The organism is Oscillospiraceae bacterium NTUH-002-81, from assembly GCA_032620915.1.
Taxonomy (GTDB): Bacteria; Bacillota; Clostridia; order Lachnospirales; family Lachnospiraceae; genus JAGTTR01.
Map to the genome: position 1 here is coordinate 973,351 of CP136052.1, position 16,154 is coordinate 989,504.

General features: G+C 50.1%; 12 protein-coding genes and 2 pseudogenes. All 14 read left to right on the top strand.

What is annotated here, in order from left to right:
• The first annotated feature begins 56 nt into the window (after window positions 1-56).
• The 14 genes and pseudogenes from allB (at window position 57) to RJD28_04780 (ending at window position 16,152) form a co-directional block, all read left to right on the top strand.
• Window positions 57-1,445 (top strand): allantoinase AllB, encoded by a 1,389-nt coding sequence (allB, locus tag RJD28_04715; GenBank protein WNV58821.1) that lies wholly within the window; start codon window positions 57-59, stop codon window positions 1,443-1,445.
• 19 nt (window positions 1,446-1,464) lie between these two features.
• On the top strand, window positions 1,465-2,757 hold the full coding sequence (locus RJD28_04720) for a CapA family protein (GenBank protein ID WNV58822.1): 1,293 nt from the start codon (window positions 1,465-1,467) through the stop codon (window positions 2,755-2,757).
• Window positions 2,758-2,776: 19 nt separating this feature from the next.
• Window positions 2,777-4,000, top strand: coding sequence for a hydantoinase/carbamoylase family amidase (locus RJD28_04725; GenBank protein ID WNV58823.1), 1,224 nt, complete (start codon window positions 2,777-2,779; stop codon window positions 3,998-4,000).
• A pseudogene (locus RJD28_04730) lies at window positions 3,997-5,278 on the top strand (dihydroorotase). The gene RJD28_04725 and the pseudogene RJD28_04730 overlap by 4 nt, the downstream one beginning before the upstream one ends.
• 217 nt (window positions 5,279-5,495) lie before the next feature.
• Complete coding sequence (locus RJD28_04735) at window positions 5,496-6,179, top strand: YjjG family noncanonical pyrimidine nucleotidase (protein ID WNV58824.1); 684 nt, start codon at window positions 5,496-5,498, stop codon at window positions 6,177-6,179.
• Window positions 6,180-6,416: 237 nt separating this feature from the next.
• Window positions 6,417-6,857, top strand: a complete 441-nt coding sequence (locus RJD28_04740; GenBank protein WNV58825.1) for a hypothetical protein — start codon at window positions 6,417-6,419, stop codon at window positions 6,855-6,857.
• A gap of 52 nt (window positions 6,858-6,909) precedes the next feature.
• Window positions 6,910-7,734 (top strand): hypothetical protein, encoded by an 825-nt coding sequence (locus tag RJD28_04745; GenBank protein ID WNV58826.1) that lies wholly within the window; start codon window positions 6,910-6,912, stop codon window positions 7,732-7,734.
• Window positions 7,735-8,146: 412 nt separating this feature from the next.
• On the top strand, window positions 8,147-9,550 hold the full coding sequence (locus RJD28_04750) for an alanine/glycine:cation symporter family protein (GenBank protein ID WNV58827.1): 1,404 nt from the start codon (window positions 8,147-8,149) through the stop codon (window positions 9,548-9,550).
• A 150-nt stretch (window positions 9,551-9,700) separates the two neighbouring features.
• The gene (gene fliB, locus RJD28_04755) at window positions 9,701-10,834 is read left to right on the top strand and encodes a flagellin lysine-N-methylase (GenBank protein WNV58828.1); all 1,134 of its coding nucleotides are present in this window, start codon (window positions 9,701-9,703) and stop codon (window positions 10,832-10,834) included.
• Window positions 10,835-10,888: 54 nt separating this feature from the next.
• A pseudogene (locus RJD28_04760) lies at window positions 10,889-11,230 on the top strand (AAA family ATPase).
• A gap of 676 nt (window positions 11,231-11,906) precedes the next feature.
• Window positions 11,907-12,911, top strand: a complete 1,005-nt coding sequence (locus RJD28_04765; GenBank protein WNV58829.1) for a substrate-binding domain-containing protein — start codon at window positions 11,907-11,909, stop codon at window positions 12,909-12,911.
• Between the two features lie 81 nt (window positions 12,912-12,992).
• Window positions 12,993-14,492 carry a sugar ABC transporter ATP-binding protein gene (locus RJD28_04770; GenBank protein ID WNV58830.1) on the top strand — a complete coding sequence of 500 codons (1,500 nt, stop codon included), beginning with the start codon at window positions 12,993-12,995 and terminating at the stop codon, window positions 14,490-14,492.
• The gene (locus RJD28_04775) at window positions 14,489-15,460 is read left to right on the top strand and encodes an ABC transporter permease (protein ID WNV58831.1); all 972 of its coding nucleotides are present in this window, start codon (window positions 14,489-14,491) and stop codon (window positions 15,458-15,460) included. Before RJD28_04770 ends, RJD28_04775 begins: the two co-directional genes overlap by 4 nt.
• Window positions 15,461-15,462: 2 nt before the next feature.
• On the top strand, window positions 15,463-16,152 hold the full coding sequence (locus RJD28_04780; GenBank protein ID WNV58832.1) for a D-lyxose/D-mannose family sugar isomerase: 690 nt from the start codon (window positions 15,463-15,465) through the stop codon (window positions 16,150-16,152).
• The last annotated feature ends 2 nt before the right edge of the window (window positions 16,153-16,154 follow it).

A 16,154-nucleotide genomic window follows, 5' to 3' on the forward strand; every position in this document is an offset into this window, starting at 1 on the left:
GGGTTTCCGGAGACTGGCGTCCGTGTTTTTCTTTTTTTAAAAAGGAGGAGCAAAAAATGTTTGATCTGAGAATTGAGAACGGAACCGTGGTTACACCGGAAAAAAGTGAGCGCACGAATATTTATGTGCTGGACGGCAAGATCGCACAGCTGACGGATGAGGTGCTGGAGGCCAGGGAAGTCATCGATGCTTCCGGCAAGCTGATCTTCCCGGGCTTCATTGATCCTCATGTGCACTCCAGAGACGGTGGTGCTACCCACAAGGAGGACTTCTTCCATTCCACCAGAGCGGCAGCCCTGGGTGGCCTGACCAGCCTCATCGAGATGCCAAACGCTGTCCCGGCTGTGACAGACGCCGAGCGGTTCAAAGCGCAGAAGGCCAATCTGGAATCCAAGGCATACATCGACTTTGCCATGTGGGCACTCTGCCTGGGCCGCCTCAACAACGACGATCTGCAGGAGCTGGACGAGCTGGGCGTGGCTGCTTACAAGTTTTTCTGGGGCTATGCCATCAACAAGTCCAACTACAATCTGGTATACAACTATGAGAAGGGCGATCCCAACGTTATCCCGCCGCTGGGTGACGGCGAGATCTACACCATTTTCGAGCATGTGGCCAAGACCGGCAAGCCGCTGGCCATCCACGCCGAGAATGCAGACGTGATCAGCGAGCTCACCAGCCGCCTGAAGGTGGAGGATTACGAGAACGAGTACGAGGCACTGCTGGCCTGCCGTCCGTCCGTATGTGAGGAAACGGTTGTTAAGACCGGCATTTCCTTTGCCAAAGCCACCGGCGCCCACCTGCACATCCTGCACATGAGTGCCAAGGAAAGCGTGGATCTGTTAAAAGAAGCCAAGGAACAGGGAATCAACGTCACAGGTGAGACCTGCCCTCATTATCTGAATCTGACCAACAAGGATTTCCTCCGGGTAGGAACAAAGATCAAAGGCTATCCGCCGGTGCGTTACCAGGCAGACCAGGATCGGCTGTGGGAAGGCGTGGAACAGGGGATCATTGATTCTATCGGTTCTGACCATGCGCCCCATACCGCAGAGGAAAAGACCGGCAGTCTGTTCAAGATCCCGTCCGGCATGTGCTGCATCCAGACCATCGTGCCGCTGATGATCAATGCGGTAAGCCAGGGAAAGATCACTGCCAACCAGCTGGCAGCCGTACTTTCCGAGAATACCGCAAAGCTGTACGGCCTGTATCCGAGAAAGGGCTCTGTTCTCGTGGGCACCGACGCGGACTTCACCATCGTGGACATGGATCTGGAGAAGACCATCCATATGGAAGATATGTACAGCATCAGCAAGGTAACCGCGTTTGACGGCTTCCAGGTAAAGGGCTTCCCGGTACAGACCATCGTCAGAGGCCGCACCGTCATGAAGGACGGCAAGCTGACCTGTGAGCAGGAGAGCAACGGCGAGTTTATCCCGGCATAAGAAAAACGGAGGAATCATCATGAGTAAATCATCTTTTGTAGCGGCAGGAGATCTGTTTATCACAAGAAAGCTGCCGGAAAAAGGATACGAGGGCATGCAGGAGCTGGTGGATTTTGTGGAAAAGCAGGACATCCGGTTCGTGAATCTGGAAGTGACCGTCCATGACCGGGAGGGCTATCCCTTCGGCTTCTCCGGCGGCACCTGGGCCATGGCCCATCCGTCTCTGTTAAAAGACGTGAAAAAATACGGCTTTAACGTATATAACAGCGCCAACAACCATTCCATGGACTACAGCCATAACGGCCTGCTGGCGACGACAAAATATCTGAAACAGGAAGACATGAATTTCGCAGGCATCGGAGAAAACCTGTCGGATGCGTCCGCGCCGGTGTATGTGGAGGGAGAAAACATCCGTGCGGCGGTCATCGCAGCCACCTCTTCCTTCCATGAATCCTGGGCAGCGGGCAACCAGCGGTTGGACATGAAGGGCCGTCCCGGCGTGAACCCCCTGCATTTTCAGAACAAGTTCCATGTGACACAGGAATATTACGATATGCTGCAGAAGTTGGCCGGAGAGATCGACATCAACGCCCAGCAGAACTTGGATGTGAAGGAAGGCTTTGCCGTGGCACCCGAGGGCAGCTTCAAATTCGGCGGCCATGAATTTATCCCGGACAATGCCAACTTCAAGGAGACCGTTCCTTCCGCGGCAGATGTGCAGCGGATCACCGATTCCATCCGGGAGGCGAAAAAGCAGTCCGACTATGTGATGGTCAGCATCCACTCCCATGAGATGACCGGGGAGGACAAAGAGCGTCCGGCACAGTTTTTACAGACCTTCGCCAAGGCGTGCATCGATGCAGGCGCTTCCGTGGTGCTGGGCCACGGCCCGCATATTCTGCGGGGCATCGAGCTGTACAAGGGCGGCATCATTTTCTACAGCCTGGGCAACTTCCTGTTTGAAAATGACACCACCACTCATCAGCCTGCTGATTTTTACGAGAAATACCACATGTCCAACACCAGCATGGTGGGCGAAGGCATGGATAACCGGAGCAAGAACGGCACCATCGGCCTGGGCGTGAACCCGGACGTATGGCGTTCTGTTATCGCTCAGTGGGATGTGGAGGGCGGACAGGCAACAGCGCTTCGTCTCTATCCGATCCATCTGGGCATGGAGCTGCCCAGATACCGGAGAGGCCTGCCGGCCTTTGCGGAGGATGATGCGCTGCTGGCTCATCTGGCAGAGCTGTCCGCGCCTTTTGGCACAAGAATTGACATCGTAGATCACGTGGGAATCGTGAGACTGTAACGAAAAGGAGGACAAGGATATGCAGCATTCGATTGAAGATATCGAGTATGCCGAGTATCTGTTTGACCGTTTCTACGGGATCGGAAGCTCAGACAACGGCGGCGTGACCCGTCTGGGCTATACCGAGGTAGAGGACGAGATGCACGACACCCTGCGGGCGCTGGGCGACGAGAAGGGCTACGGCAATTACGAGGACGAGGTGGGCAACACCTACCTGTACGATAAAGACTGTGACATGGATGACCCGTATTACCTCATCGGTTCCCATCTGGACTCCGTTATCGAGGGTGGCCGGTATGACGGCGTGGCCGGTGTTATCACAGGCCTGATGATCTTAAACTGGGCCAAACGGGATCACCTGGGACTGCCCATCCGGGTGGGCGCCATGCGCTGTGAGGAATCCAGCAACTTTGGCAGGAGCACCATCGGCAGCGGCCTGATCACAAAGGAAGTATACAAACACGACATCGGCGATGCGGTGAACAAGCGGGGGGAGACGCTGCGGGAGGTATTTGCCCGCAAGGGATACAATCTCCAGCCCCAGCGCATCCAAGGTATCAAGGAATACATCGAGCTCCATATCGAGCAGGGAAAGGTGCTGGAGGAGTACGGCGATAAGGTGGGCATTGTGCAGACCATCGCAGGCCCCCGCCGGTTCAACATCCACATTCACGGCAACGCGGAGCACTCCGGCGCAACACCCATGGGCATGCGTACCGATGCCCTCTGCGCGGCAGCGGAGATCATTCTGGAAATCGAGGAGATCGGAAAATCCGAGTCCATGTACCAGTCGGTAGCCACCGTGGGTGTCATCACCAACCATCCCAACGCCCTGAACGTCATCCCCGGCGAGGTGGAGTTGGGCGTGGACATGCGAGGCATCGACCCGGCCAGCCTGGATCGAATGGAAGCCCGGCTGAAAGCGGTGTGCAAGCGGGTGTGCGAGAAGCGGAAAATGAAATATTTCCGGGAAAAAACCTCCGACATTCCGCCCATCGGCATGTCTGTGGAACTGCAGCAGAAGCTGCTCCACGCGGCGAAAGAGCTGAAAATCCCTCACCGCTCCATGATCAGCGGTGCCGGACATGACGCCATGTCCTTTGCCCATATCTGCGACACGGCCATGGTATTCATCCCCTGCGCCAAGGGCATCAGCCATAATAAGAAAGAGTTTACTACCATCGAGTCCATCTGTGACGGCGCTAAGGTGATTTATGAGTATCTGAAGGAGGAAGCACGATGATCCTGATTAAAGACGGCCGGGTCGTTGACCCGAAAAGAGGCATTGACGATGTGCTGGACCTTCTCATCGAGGACGGCAAGATCAAGAAGATCGGAAAATATCAGCGCTCCGACGATTACGAGCGGATCGTGGAGGCCAAGGGGGCTCATTGTGGCGCCGGGGCTCATCGATGTGCATGTGCACTTCCGGGATCCGGGATTTGAATACAAAGAGGATATTGTCAGCGGTTCCAGGGCTGCGGCCAGGGGCGGCTACACCACCGTCATCTGCATGGCCAACACCAAGCCGGTGGCAGACAATTCCGACACCATCCATTACATTCTGGAAAAAGCGGCAGGCTGTGACGTCAACGTGCTGACCTGCGGTTCCATCACCAAGGGGTTAAAAGGCGAAGAGCTGGTCAATATGGAAGAGCTGAAAGCCTGCGGCGCGGTGGGCTTCACCGACGACGGCATCCCGCTGATGGATGAGAAACTGACCAAGGCTGCTATGGAAGAGGCCAAGCGGCTGGACGTACCTCTGTCCTTCCATGAGGAAGACAAGGCCTTCATCGAGACACCCGGTGTGAACCAGGGAAAAGTATCCGAAAAGCTGGGCCTGGGCGGCGCTCCGGCGCTGGCTGAGGACGTGCTGGTGGCCAGAGACTGTATGCTGGCGCTGCACACCGGCGCCAAGGTCAACATCCAGCACATCAGCTCCGCCAACTCCGTGCAGCTGGTGCGGCTGGCAAAGGAGATGGGCGCCCACGTCACCGCAGAGGTGACACCTCATCATTTCTCCTTAAACGAGGATGCGGTGCTGACGAAAGGCACCCTGGCGAAGATGAACCCGCCGCTTCGTACCCGGGCAGACCGGTACGAGCTCATTGAGGGCATCAAGGACGGCACCATCGACATCATCGCCACCGACCATGCACCCCATAGCAAGGAAGAGAAAGAGCGTCCCTTCACCGAGGCACCCAGCGGCATCATCGGCCTGGAGACAGCCCTGGGCCTTGGCATCACCAAGCTGGTGCGCAAAGGTCATGTCACCGTCATGCAGCTCATGGAGAAAATGAGCCTGAACCCGGCCAAACTCTACAACCTGAACAAGGGCTACATCGAGGAAGGCGCGGATGCCGATCTGGTCATCTTCAGCGAGGGCGAGCAGTGGACCGTGGACGAGCATTTCGCCTCCAAAGCCTGCAATTCTCCTTTTATCGGCGAGAAACTGTATGGCAAGGTAAAATACACCATCTGCCGCGGAAAGATCGTGTATGAGGATGGAGAGGAAAAGTAAACTATGTTACAATAAAATCCGGGGACTGTGTAAATGGTTTCCGGATTTTATTTTTAAACGAAAAACCTCCCATGTATCATGAAAGGGTTCGCCAACCGTATCACAAAACAAAGGAGGTTGTCCAATAGACAATCATCGTGTATCATTTGTAGTGCAGAACTGCAAATAGAAAAGTTGATGATAGATTTTGATGATTAGTAATAATGGGGGATTGAAAATGGGAAAATATACGAAATTATTGTGGGATGTGGATGAGACGCTGCTGGATTTCACCGCAGCAGAAAACAACGGTGTGCAGGCGGTGCTCCGGGCCTACGGCGTGGAACCGGATGCGGAAAAGATCGCCTGCTACAGTCGGATCAACGACAGTTTGTGGAAAGCCTGCGAGCGGGGCGAGATCACCCGGGATCATATTCTGGAAAGCCGGTTCCCGCTGTTTTTCAAAGAACTGGGCGTGGAAGGGGACGGTCTGGCGGCAGAACGTCTGTACCGGAAGCAGCTGGACGAATCCGCCGTCCTCATCGACGGGGCGCTGGAAATACTGGAACGGTTGTCCGGCCACTATGAAATGTACGTCATCACCAACGGCGTATCCAAGACCCAGTACAGCCGTCTGAAAAAATCCGGCATCGACCGGTATATGAAAGACATCTTTGTGTCCGAGGATGCAGGTGCTCAGAAGCCCCAGAATGCCTTCTTTGATTACTGCCTGGAGCGGATGGGGCATCCGGCGCTGGAACAACTGCTGGTCATCGGTGACTCCCTGACCTCCGATATCCAGGGTGGCATCAACGCCGGGATCGACACCTGCTGGTTCGACCGGAAAGGAACAGGGGATACCCAGGGACGGGAAGTGACGTATATCATTCGGGCGCTGAAAGAACTGGAGGAGATACTGTAAAAGCTCAGCCGCGCCCATTCGCAGAACCGCGCATATATTATGCGCTCTCCGCTGCTGCGAGCTCATTTCTGCTCATGCACGGGCGCTCCGTCCATGCACAGGCGTCGCAGAATTTATGTGCAAGCACAACATCTCCGCTCTTTTATACATGGCTGAGCTTTTTTTGCAAAAAACTCTATGAAGTTTCTTTGATTTACGGTATAATAAGGGAAGATACTGGATCAGGGGGAACAGATAATGGACAATACAGGTAAAAAAGCAAAGCAGTCAACCATCGGCTACCGGGAAATGCTTCCCTGTGGCTGTTATCTTGCAATAGAGGGAAAGAACGCTTATGTGGCATATGATTTCCTGAGCGTTTATCACAAGCGGGAAATGGAGTACCGGGTGCCGTTGGACAAGATCCACAAGCATCTGGAATATCTGAAGGAGAATCTCAAGGTATACGAGGAGACGAAGGATCAGATCCCAAAGATCGTCATGAGTGCCACCGGTAAGGGCGGCATGCGGATCTGGTACAACAACGAGTATCCGGGCGTGTGTATCGAGGGAGATTATTTCGCCGTGGAGACGTGGGAAGAGTATGAGGTATATGAGAAGAGCTTCCTGCGGGCAGAAGAGATCGCGAAGAAGTATCTGGCGAAACATGAGGGTGAGAAAGTTGACAGCCAGGAATAAAAATAGTATAATTATATTTTCCTAATACAAGACCAAAGGGGAGGAATCGATAATGAATAAGAACACAACAGATATTACATTATCTGCATATTTTAATGATATTGTCATCGGCTACTACGAGGATGAAGATCTGGTGAAGTCTTTCGGCAAGAAATTCGGTTTTGATGTAGATAAGGATACATTTATGGCGGTTTCTTTCCTTTATCCGTCAGACGCTTATGTGACAGGGGAGGACAAGGAGCTGCTGAAGCCTGCGGCAGAGGCGATGATCCATTTTTCCGAGATCAATAAGAAGATCGGCGGCAGCCAGGTGATGATGGCTGATATGGGCTTGGTTGTTATTCTGATGAGCCATTCCAAACGGGACATGAGATATATGCTGAAGGATCTGGAGGACGAAGCCCTTCGTCAGCTGGAGAAGCTGGATTCCGATATGCGCGTGCGCGTCGGCATCGGCACCATGGAGAGCGGTATCAAGGGCATCAAGCACACCTACAAGAACGCACTGGATGCAGTGGCAGCAGGTGAGATCTTCAAGCCTGACCGTGTGATCCTGGAGTACGTGGGCATGGAGATCTACAGTGCCATCAACCAGATGGTAGTCAGCTACGGCGACCGCCTGACCCGCACCGTGCTCAAACAGCTGGGCGAGACCGAGAAGCAGGTGCTTTCCAAGTACTACAAGTGCAAGGAGGACGTGGCACTGACCGCCAAGCAGCTTGACATGACCGAGGAGGAAGTGCAGGCGAGCCTCAATCAGGTAAAGATCAACACAGGACTGGATGTCAGCGATAATGAGGATAATTTTAAGCTTCATTTCATTACTATCGCCAAGAAGGTCCTGGAGAACGACGAGAGAATCAAACGCAGCCGTTAGTCCGATCGGGATACAGCCGCGCAGAGCATCAGAACGTGCTTATTCGCTCCGGATATCCGTTGTATAGTCGGGTATCCGGAGTTTTTTTTTGCGCGAGCAACGAGCCAGATCCGTGCTTGCGCGAGATCTTGGCGTTGCTAAGCGCCAGTGGCGCTTGTTTATCAAAGACCAAAACGGAGTGTAGATGCCGCGATAACCATGAGAAACTCGCAAAGCATGTTTCTTATGGTTCGTGTATGATGTATCGAAAGAAATTGGAGAGGTGTGACTGCGTGGATGTTAGAAATGGTTATTTCAGGATATAATGACTGGTGAAGATACCGGATGCAGGATATAGAAAACAGGGATTATGCGGTTTTACGGCCTGCATTATAGTGCAGCCTGTATTTGAAGCAAAGGGAAAAGAGAAGCTATGTTGAATGCGATTTTATCAAAATTAAATGATGTTATGTACACGTATGTGCTGATTTTTCTGCTGGTGGGAACCGGATTATATTTCACCGTGCGGACAAAAGGCGCCCAGCTGCGGCTTTTCAAAGATGCGTGTAAGGTATTGTTTGAAAAGGAAAGCGGTGATGGCGAGAAGAAGGGTGTTTCTTCTTTTCAGGCGCTGATGATCTCCACGGCATCCCGGGTGGGGACCGGAAACATTGCGGGCATTGCCACGGCCATTGCGGCAGGCGGCCCGGGCGCAGTGTTCTGGATGTGGCTCATGGCACTGGTGGGGGGCGCGTCCGCCTTTGTGGAGAGCACCCTGGCCCAGATCTACAAGGTAAAGGACGGCAGCGGGTACCGGGGCGGCCCGGCCTATTACATGCAGATGGCGCTGAAAAAACGCTGGATGGGCGTGCTGTTTTCTGTTTTGATGATCATTTGCTTTGCCTATGGCTTCAACGGGCTGCAGTCCTATAACATGTCATCGGCGCTGGCCTACTATATCCCGGATTACAGCAAGACCATCTGCCCTATGCTGGTGGGGTTGGTGCTGGCAGCGGCTTCCGCCTGGGTGATCTTCGGTGGCGTGCACCGGATTGGATTTATTACTTCTGTCATTGTGCCGGTGATGGCCATTGGCTATCTGCTGCTGGGCGCGGTGACGATCCTTATGCATCTGCCCCAGATTCCGGGCATCCTTGCCATGATCGTCAGCCAGGCCTTCGATGCCCAGGCGATTTTCGGCGGCTTTGCGGGCAGCGCCGTGGTCATCGGCGTGAAGCGCGGCCTGTTTTCCAATGAGGCCGGTATGGGCAGTGCGCCCAACGCCTCCGCTGCGGCAGAGGTGTCCCATCCTGTGAAGCAGGGCATGGTGCAGGTGTTGTCCGTGTTCATTGACACCCTGCTCATCTGCTCCGCCACGGCCATGATGCTCATTACCTCCGGTGTGGAGGGCGTCAGCGGCGTGCTGGACGGCATTCCCTACGTGCAGGCGGCGGTGCAGGCCAATGTGGGCACCTGGGGCATTCACTTTATCACGATTTCTATTTTTGCCTTTGCCTTCAGCAGCCTCATCGGCAATTACTATTACACGGAATCCAACCTGCTCTTTCTGAAAAACAACAAGGTGTTGCTCTTTGCGTTCCGCTGTACCTGCCTGCTGGCCATTTTTCTGGGCGCACAGGCAGATTTTGAGGTGGTGTGGAACCTGGCAGATGTGACCATGGGCTTCATGGCCATCGTCAATATTGCTGCCATTCTCCTGCTGGGCAATGTGGCGATTCATGCATTGCAGGATTATGAGAAACAGAAAAAGCAGGGAAAAGATCCTGTATTTCATGCAAAAGATATCGGTCTGGACGATACAGAAGAATGGAAGTAGCAGAAGTAAAGAATCAGACCAATATTTATGTGTCAATGATGGATGGGCATGAATTGGCATGCAGAGTACGGGGAACCCGGAGAGAGGGACAGTGTGCATGCATATATGGAGTGTGTGGCCTGGTATATAAAAAGTAGGAGGCGTTATCAAATGCGATATGTGAAAACCGACGATTACGACAGCTTTGTCTGTCTGGCGGGCGCCTGCCCGGACACCTGCTGTGCAGGCTGGGAGATCGTCATTGATGAGCATTCCCTAGAAGCCTATGGGCAGCGGTCCCAAAAAGGGGATGCTTTCGCAAAACGGCTGGCACGGTCTGTGGACTGGGAGGAAAGTGTTTTCCGACAGACGAACCGCCGCTGTGCCTTTCTGGAGGATAATGATCTGTGCGCACTTTACACAGCCATGGGGCCGGAAGCCCTCTGTGATACGTGCAGAAACTATCCCCGGCACATGGAAGAATTCGAGGGACTGCGGGAATATTCCCTTTCCCTGTCCTGCCCGGAGGCGGCACGGATCATCCTCGCCGGCAAAAATCCCCAGTCCTTCCTGACGGAAGAGGACGATATTGAGGACGAGATTTTTGACGATATGGATCTACTGCTCTTCTCTCAGTTGGAGGACGCTAGAGCGGCTATGTTCGAAATTTTGCAGGATCAGACACTGAAAATGCAAAATAAGAAGGATTTGATCGTACATATGGCCGCGGACATCCAACGCCAGATAGACGAAAATGAATATTTTAAAATTGATGAAACAATACAAAACTATAAAAAGAAAGAAAATAGTTTCAAAATAGCAAAAACTACCAAGCAAGACAAAATGACGGAATTTATGCAGAAAAAGGAGGAACTGAAAGAGCTGAACCATTTGGAACGACTGCGCCCGGAGTGGCAGGAGCTGCTGGACGCGGCAGAAGAAATGCTCTTTGCATCAGGCTGGGAAGCCTATGATCGGGAGACAGAAGACTTTGAAACGGCTCTGGAAACGGCAGACTGGGAGCGGATGGAAGAACGGCTGGTGCTGTCTCTTCTATACACATACTTCTGCGGTGCAGTGTACGACGGCTTCATCTATGCCAAGGCGGCGCTGACGGTATTCTCTGCCAGGTGGATCCGGGAACTGGTGCGGGTGGTGTGGAAGCAGAACGGGGGAAGCATTTCAAGAGAAGATATCATTGGCATTACTTATCGGTACGCCCGGGAGATCGAGCACTCGGATGAGAACCTGGGGGAGCTCATGGAGTATCTGGATGGACGGGAACCTGATTCCTTGTGCGGATAGGTGTTTCATGATATCATAATACTATGTAAAGGAATGAAGGAAGGGGATGTCAGAATGCCAGAAATAATCATACCAGTTGGGATTTCAAATTTTAAAGAAATTCGACAGAATGGGTATTACTATGTCGATAAGACGGGATTGATTAAAACATTATTGAAAACAACAGGGGCAAAAGTTACGTTGATTACTCGCCCGCGTCGTTTTGGAAAAACGCTGGGTATGCGTATGCTGGCTGATTTTTTTGACATCCGGGAAGATAATAAAAAACTGTTTGATGGCCTGTAGGTTTCATCAGATATCATTCTTTGTGGAAAGTGGCAAAATCAATGGCCAACCGTATTTTTGACATTCAAAAATGTGGATGGCCTGGATTTTGAGAGTGCTTATGAGATGCTGACATGATGAAAATCTAACCTATGACTATCTCTATTCGTCGGAAGAAAATCTATGGAGTATATCTCCTTTAGGTGGATTGGTTGATAGTTTCTCGATAACTCTATTTTACCGTAAACTTTGAGGAGATATTTTATTTTGACAACATAAAAATGCCGTATTTATGCGGCTTTAGACGTTTCGCAAACGTCTAATAACATACTTGACCGTAAGGAGAAAACCAGAATTGTCTATCTAGACAGAATTATAAAGGACAGCCGATAGAAGATATCTTTTCCAGATATAGAGGCGATACCAATCAATTTACGGTAACCACTGTTCGAAAATTTTAAAAACAAAAAATGCGAAGAATCCTGAGAAAACCCGGGTTCTCCGCATTTTTTGTACATATTGTCCAGGGGGAAGAAAACAGAAAATATATTTCGAAGCAGGGATGAAACAAAAAAGGAGGATAAAAAATATTATGGGAAAGAATAAAAATTTAAGAAAAATAATAAATAAAAACAGGCAAAATAAAGCTATAAGAAATTGGCAATATACACAATAAAAAGAGAGTAAAAAAGATTAGATGTTGTGATAATTGACAATTGATGGGGGACGTTATATGATGATATCACAACATAATGACGATGTCACAATATGACAGCATATTGTGAAAACAAGAAAGGGAGGTATCGTGATGAAACTGAAGAAAATGTTGGGAATGATGCTTTGTGTGACAATGGCGGCAGCTATGGCGGGTTGCGGATCCAAAGATACGGGTACCGATGCTGCAAAAGAAACCTCAGCTTCTGCAGAAGACGAAGAAAAAACGGCGGCTGCAGACGGGGAGACCTCTGGAAAGGTATACGGCGTGTCTGTAATGACACATAACAATTCCTTCTTTGTTGCGGAGATTGACGGTGTGAAGAGCGCAATCGGACCGAATGATGAAGTGATGGCGCCGGATCCGGAGCTGGATATTCAGACCCAGATTGACCAGATTGGGGATATGATTGCAGCCAAGGTAGATGTGATCTTTGTGGATGCCATTGATTCAGATGGAATCAAGCCGGCACTGGTGGCAGCACAGGAGGCCGGCATCCCGGTGGTTGCTATTGATACGGAGGTAACAGACAGCGATCTGGTAAAGAGTACCATTGTATCAGACAACACAGATGCAGGAAGAATTGCAGGAAAAGCGCTTTGCGAGGCAATGGGCGGAAGCGGAAAGGTTGCACTGATTGACCACAATGAGGTTGCCTGCGTACGGGACCGTACAGATGGCTTTGAGGAAATTCTGAAAGATTATCCGGATATTGAAATCGTTTATCGTCAGTCTGCTCATGGAAGCGTAACGGAATCACAGGAGCATACAGAGACTGCTCTGCAGGGAGATCCGGATATTACAGGAATTTTCGCTATCAATGATCCGACGGCTGCAGGCTCCGTGGCTGCAATCAAGGGCGCAGGAAAACAGGGGATTTATGTGGTGTCTATTGATGGTTCGCAGGATGCGCTTGATATGATCAAAGCAGGAGATCTGCTGTGTACAGCAGCACAGTCTCCCCAGCAGATCGGTGCAACGGCAGTTGAAATTGCACAGAAAATTTTTGCGGGAGAAAGCTTTGATTCCCAGGTAATCATTCCGATCACAGAGATTAATGCAGATAATGTTGCAGAATATGATGGAAAACAGTTTTAATATTTAAAACTGATGAAAAATCGGGCTCTCTTCGCAAGCTGGAGGGCCCGATTAGTTTATCGGCAGGGAAGGAGAGTGTGTATGGACGGGAATACGATACTGAAAATGGAAAATATCCATAAGGAATTTCCGGGAGTGGTTGCACTGGACAATATTAATTTTGACCTTAAGAAAGGAGAAATACATGCTCTGCTGGGGGAGAACGGCGCAGGGAAATCTACGCTGATAAAAATTCTCGGTGGAATTTATCAGCCGGATGGCGGTGATATTTATGTGGAAAATCAGAAAGTAAAGATAGAAGCCGTGCAGGATGCGAGAAAATTGGGAATCAGTGTGATTCATCAGGAATTATGTCTGGCAGAAAACATGACGGTTACAGAGAATATTTTCCTGGGGAGAATGGAGAAAAATTCCCTGGGTTTGGTCAGGGATAAATGTATGAATGATAAAGCCAGAAATATCATGCAGACATTTGGCCTGGAAGATATAGAACCAACCATTAAGGTCGGAAAACTGACTACGGCGCAGCAGCAGATGGTGGAGATTGCAAAGGCGCTGTCGATGGAAGCGAAAATTATCGTTATGGATGAACCGACATCTTCTCTTTCGGAAAAGGAAGTTGAAAAGCTGTTTGACTTTATCCATGTTTTAAAGGAAAAAGAAATTTCTATTATTTATATATCCCACAGGCTGGAAGAAATATATAAAATATGTGACGTAATCACGGTGATCCGGGATGGGAAATATATCGCAAGTATGCCGGTAAAGGGGACTTCGGAGGACACGCTGATGTCCTTGATGGTAGGAAGAGATCTGTCGGATGTTTATCCGGAGCGGTCCTGGAATCAGGGGAAAACGATATTTGCAGTGAAAAATTTATCGGGAAGCGGAAAAATAAAAAATGTTAATTTCGAACTACACGAAAAGGAAATTCTGGGTTTCTATGGGTTGGTGGGAAGCGGAAGAACAGAAGTGATGAGGATGCTTTTTGGTGTAGATCCCATAGAAACCGGGGAAATTTGCATGGACGGAAAAGTGCTGCAGATCCATTGCCCGGAGGATGCGATCAAAGCGGGAATTGCCTTGTCGCCTGAAAGCAGAAAGGATCAGGGCCTGGTTCTGATTCAGAATATAGACTATAATGTGACAATTTCTATTATTAAGGAGCTGATCAGGGGCTTCCGTCTGGATAAGAAGAAAAATGATCAGATTGTAAGAGATTACTGTACAAGGCTGAGAGTAAAGACCCCTTCCTATGAGCAAAAGGTAAAAAATCTGTCCGGAGGAAATCAGCAGAAGGTGGTTCTTGCAAAATGGCTTGCAACAAAGCCTAAAGTGCTTATTTTGGATGAACCTACCAGAGGAATTGATGTGGGGGCAAAGCAGGAAATCTATCATCTGATAAAAGAATTGTCAGAGACAGGCATTGGTGTACTGTTTATTTCTTCTGAGCTTCCAGAGATTGTACAGCTGAGCCATCGAGTGGTGGTCATGCGGGAAGGGGAGCAGGTGGTAATTCTGGGAAAAGACCATATTGACCAGGAAGAAATTATCAAATACGTTATGGGGGGAGCAAAATGACAGAAAAGAAAAATCGAAAAGACAGAGTATTGAGTAAAAACCCGATAATCCGGTATATACAGGAAAATTCAGGCATTTTAGGAGCTCTTTTGATTATGTGTATCGTTTTATGCATAACCGTTCCCTCTAAATTCATTTCATACAGCAATTTCATCACCATTCTGAGAACGAACTCGACAACGGCAATTATGGCCTTTGGAATGACCTTTGTCATTATCACCGGTGGAATCGACCTGTCGGTGGGATCTGTGGTGGCACTTTCCGGAACACTTTGTGCTGGACTGATAGAATCAGGCTGGCCGTATGTGCCGGCGGTGCTTGTGGGGCTGCTTGTCGGAACACTGATCGGTGTGGTAAATGGAGGCGTGATCTCCAATACAAGCATTCCACCGTTTATCGTTACGATGGCCACGATGAATATTGCCAGAGGAGCAAGCTATATTTATTCCTCCGGAAAACCGATCCGTACACCGGACAGCTTTGGCAATTTTGGAAATGGATATTTCCTGAAAATTCCAATCCCGGTATGGGTAATGATCGGATTGCTGATCATTACAGCGCTGATACTGTCCAAAAGTGTATTTGGACGGCATGTATATGCCATTGGTGGAAACAAAGAAGCGGCACAGTTTTCCGGAATTAATACCAAAAAGGTTATATTCCTGGTGTATGTGATGCTGGCGTTTCTGGCATCGGTTGCGGGAATTATTACGGCATCCCGTCTATACTCCGGTCAGCCGACAGTGGCAGACGGAATTGAGATGGATGTTATTGCAGCCTGCGTTTTGGGCGGAACGAGCATGACAGGCGGCGTTGGACGGATCGGCGGAACGATTATCGGTGCCATTGTCATCGGCGTTCTTTCCAATGGAATGAATCTGCTGAAAATCCCTTCCTTTTACCAGATGATTGTTATGGGCCTGGTTATTCTTGGAGCAGTGTATCTTGATGTCAGAAAGGAAAAGTAAGTATGAAACGATCGGAAATTAACAGGGCAATCAAAGAAATGGAAGCTTTTATTGCAAAATCCGGGATGTATCTGCCGCCCTTTGCCGGATTTTCTCCCGGGGACTGGAAAAACAGAGGGCATGAATGGGATGAGGTAAGAGACTGCAGGCTGGGCTGGGACATCACAGATTATGGAAAAGGTGAATTTGCACATTTCGGATTTTCCTTATTTACGATAAGAAACGGATCCGTCGATATGCCGGAGAAATATCCGCTTGTGTATGCGGAAAAATTATTATATATAAAAGAAGAACAATATGCACCCAATCATTTCCACTGGGCGAAAACGGAAGATATCATCAACAGAGGCGGCGGAAATTTACTGATCAGGGTATACAACCGGCTGCCGGATGAAGGGATAGACCGGGAGTCAGAGGTCATTGTACATACAGATGGGCTTATGCGTACTGTCCCGGCAGGAACAAAGATCCGGCTCACACCGGGGGAAAGCATTCATGTGTATCATGGAATGTATCATGATTTTCAGGTGGAAGAAGGAAGTGGTCCGGTTCTGATCGGGGAGGTCAGCCAGGTGAATGACGATGAGCATGACAATTGCTTCTATCCACCGGTGGGCCGCTTTCCGACGATAGAAGAGGATGAAGCGCCTTATCGGCTGCTGTGCTTTGAATATCCGGAGGCGGGCAGATAAAA

Bases quoted from the DNA above. Each gene is read 5' to 3' on its own strand.
- RJD28_04770 (WNV58830.1), top strand. From the start codon at position 12,993: ATGGACGGGAATACGATACTGAAAATGGAAAATATCCATAAGGAATTT.
- RJD28_04745 (WNV58826.1), top strand. From the start codon at position 6,910: ATGAATAAGAACACAACAGATATTACATTATCTGCATATTTTAATGAT.
- RJD28_04780 (WNV58832.1), top strand. From the start codon at position 15,463: ATGAAACGATCGGAAATTAACAGGGCAATCAAAGAAATGGAAGCTTTT.
- RJD28_04735 (WNV58824.1), top strand. From the start codon at position 5,496: ATGGGAAAATATACGAAATTATTGTGGGATGTGGATGAGACGCTGCTG.
- RJD28_04750 (WNV58827.1), top strand. From the start codon at position 8,147: ATGTTGAATGCGATTTTATCAAAATTAAATGATGTTATGTACACGTAT.
- RJD28_04775 (WNV58831.1), top strand. From the start codon at position 14,489: ATGACAGAAAAGAAAAATCGAAAAGACAGAGTATTGAGTAAAAACCCG.
- RJD28_04740 (WNV58825.1), top strand. From the start codon at position 6,417: ATGGACAATACAGGTAAAAAAGCAAAGCAGTCAACCATCGGCTACCGG.
- allB (WNV58821.1), top strand. From the start codon at position 57: ATGTTTGATCTGAGAATTGAGAACGGAACCGTGGTTACACCGGAAAAA.
- RJD28_04725 (WNV58823.1), top strand. From the start codon at position 2,777: ATGCAGCATTCGATTGAAGATATCGAGTATGCCGAGTATCTGTTTGAC.
- RJD28_04720 (WNV58822.1), top strand. From the start codon at position 1,465: ATGAGTAAATCATCTTTTGTAGCGGCAGGAGATCTGTTTATCACAAGA.
- RJD28_04765 (WNV58829.1), top strand. From the start codon at position 11,907: ATGAAACTGAAGAAAATGTTGGGAATGATGCTTTGTGTGACAATGGCG.
- fliB (WNV58828.1), top strand. From the start codon at position 9,701: ATGCGATATGTGAAAACCGACGATTACGACAGCTTTGTCTGTCTGGCG.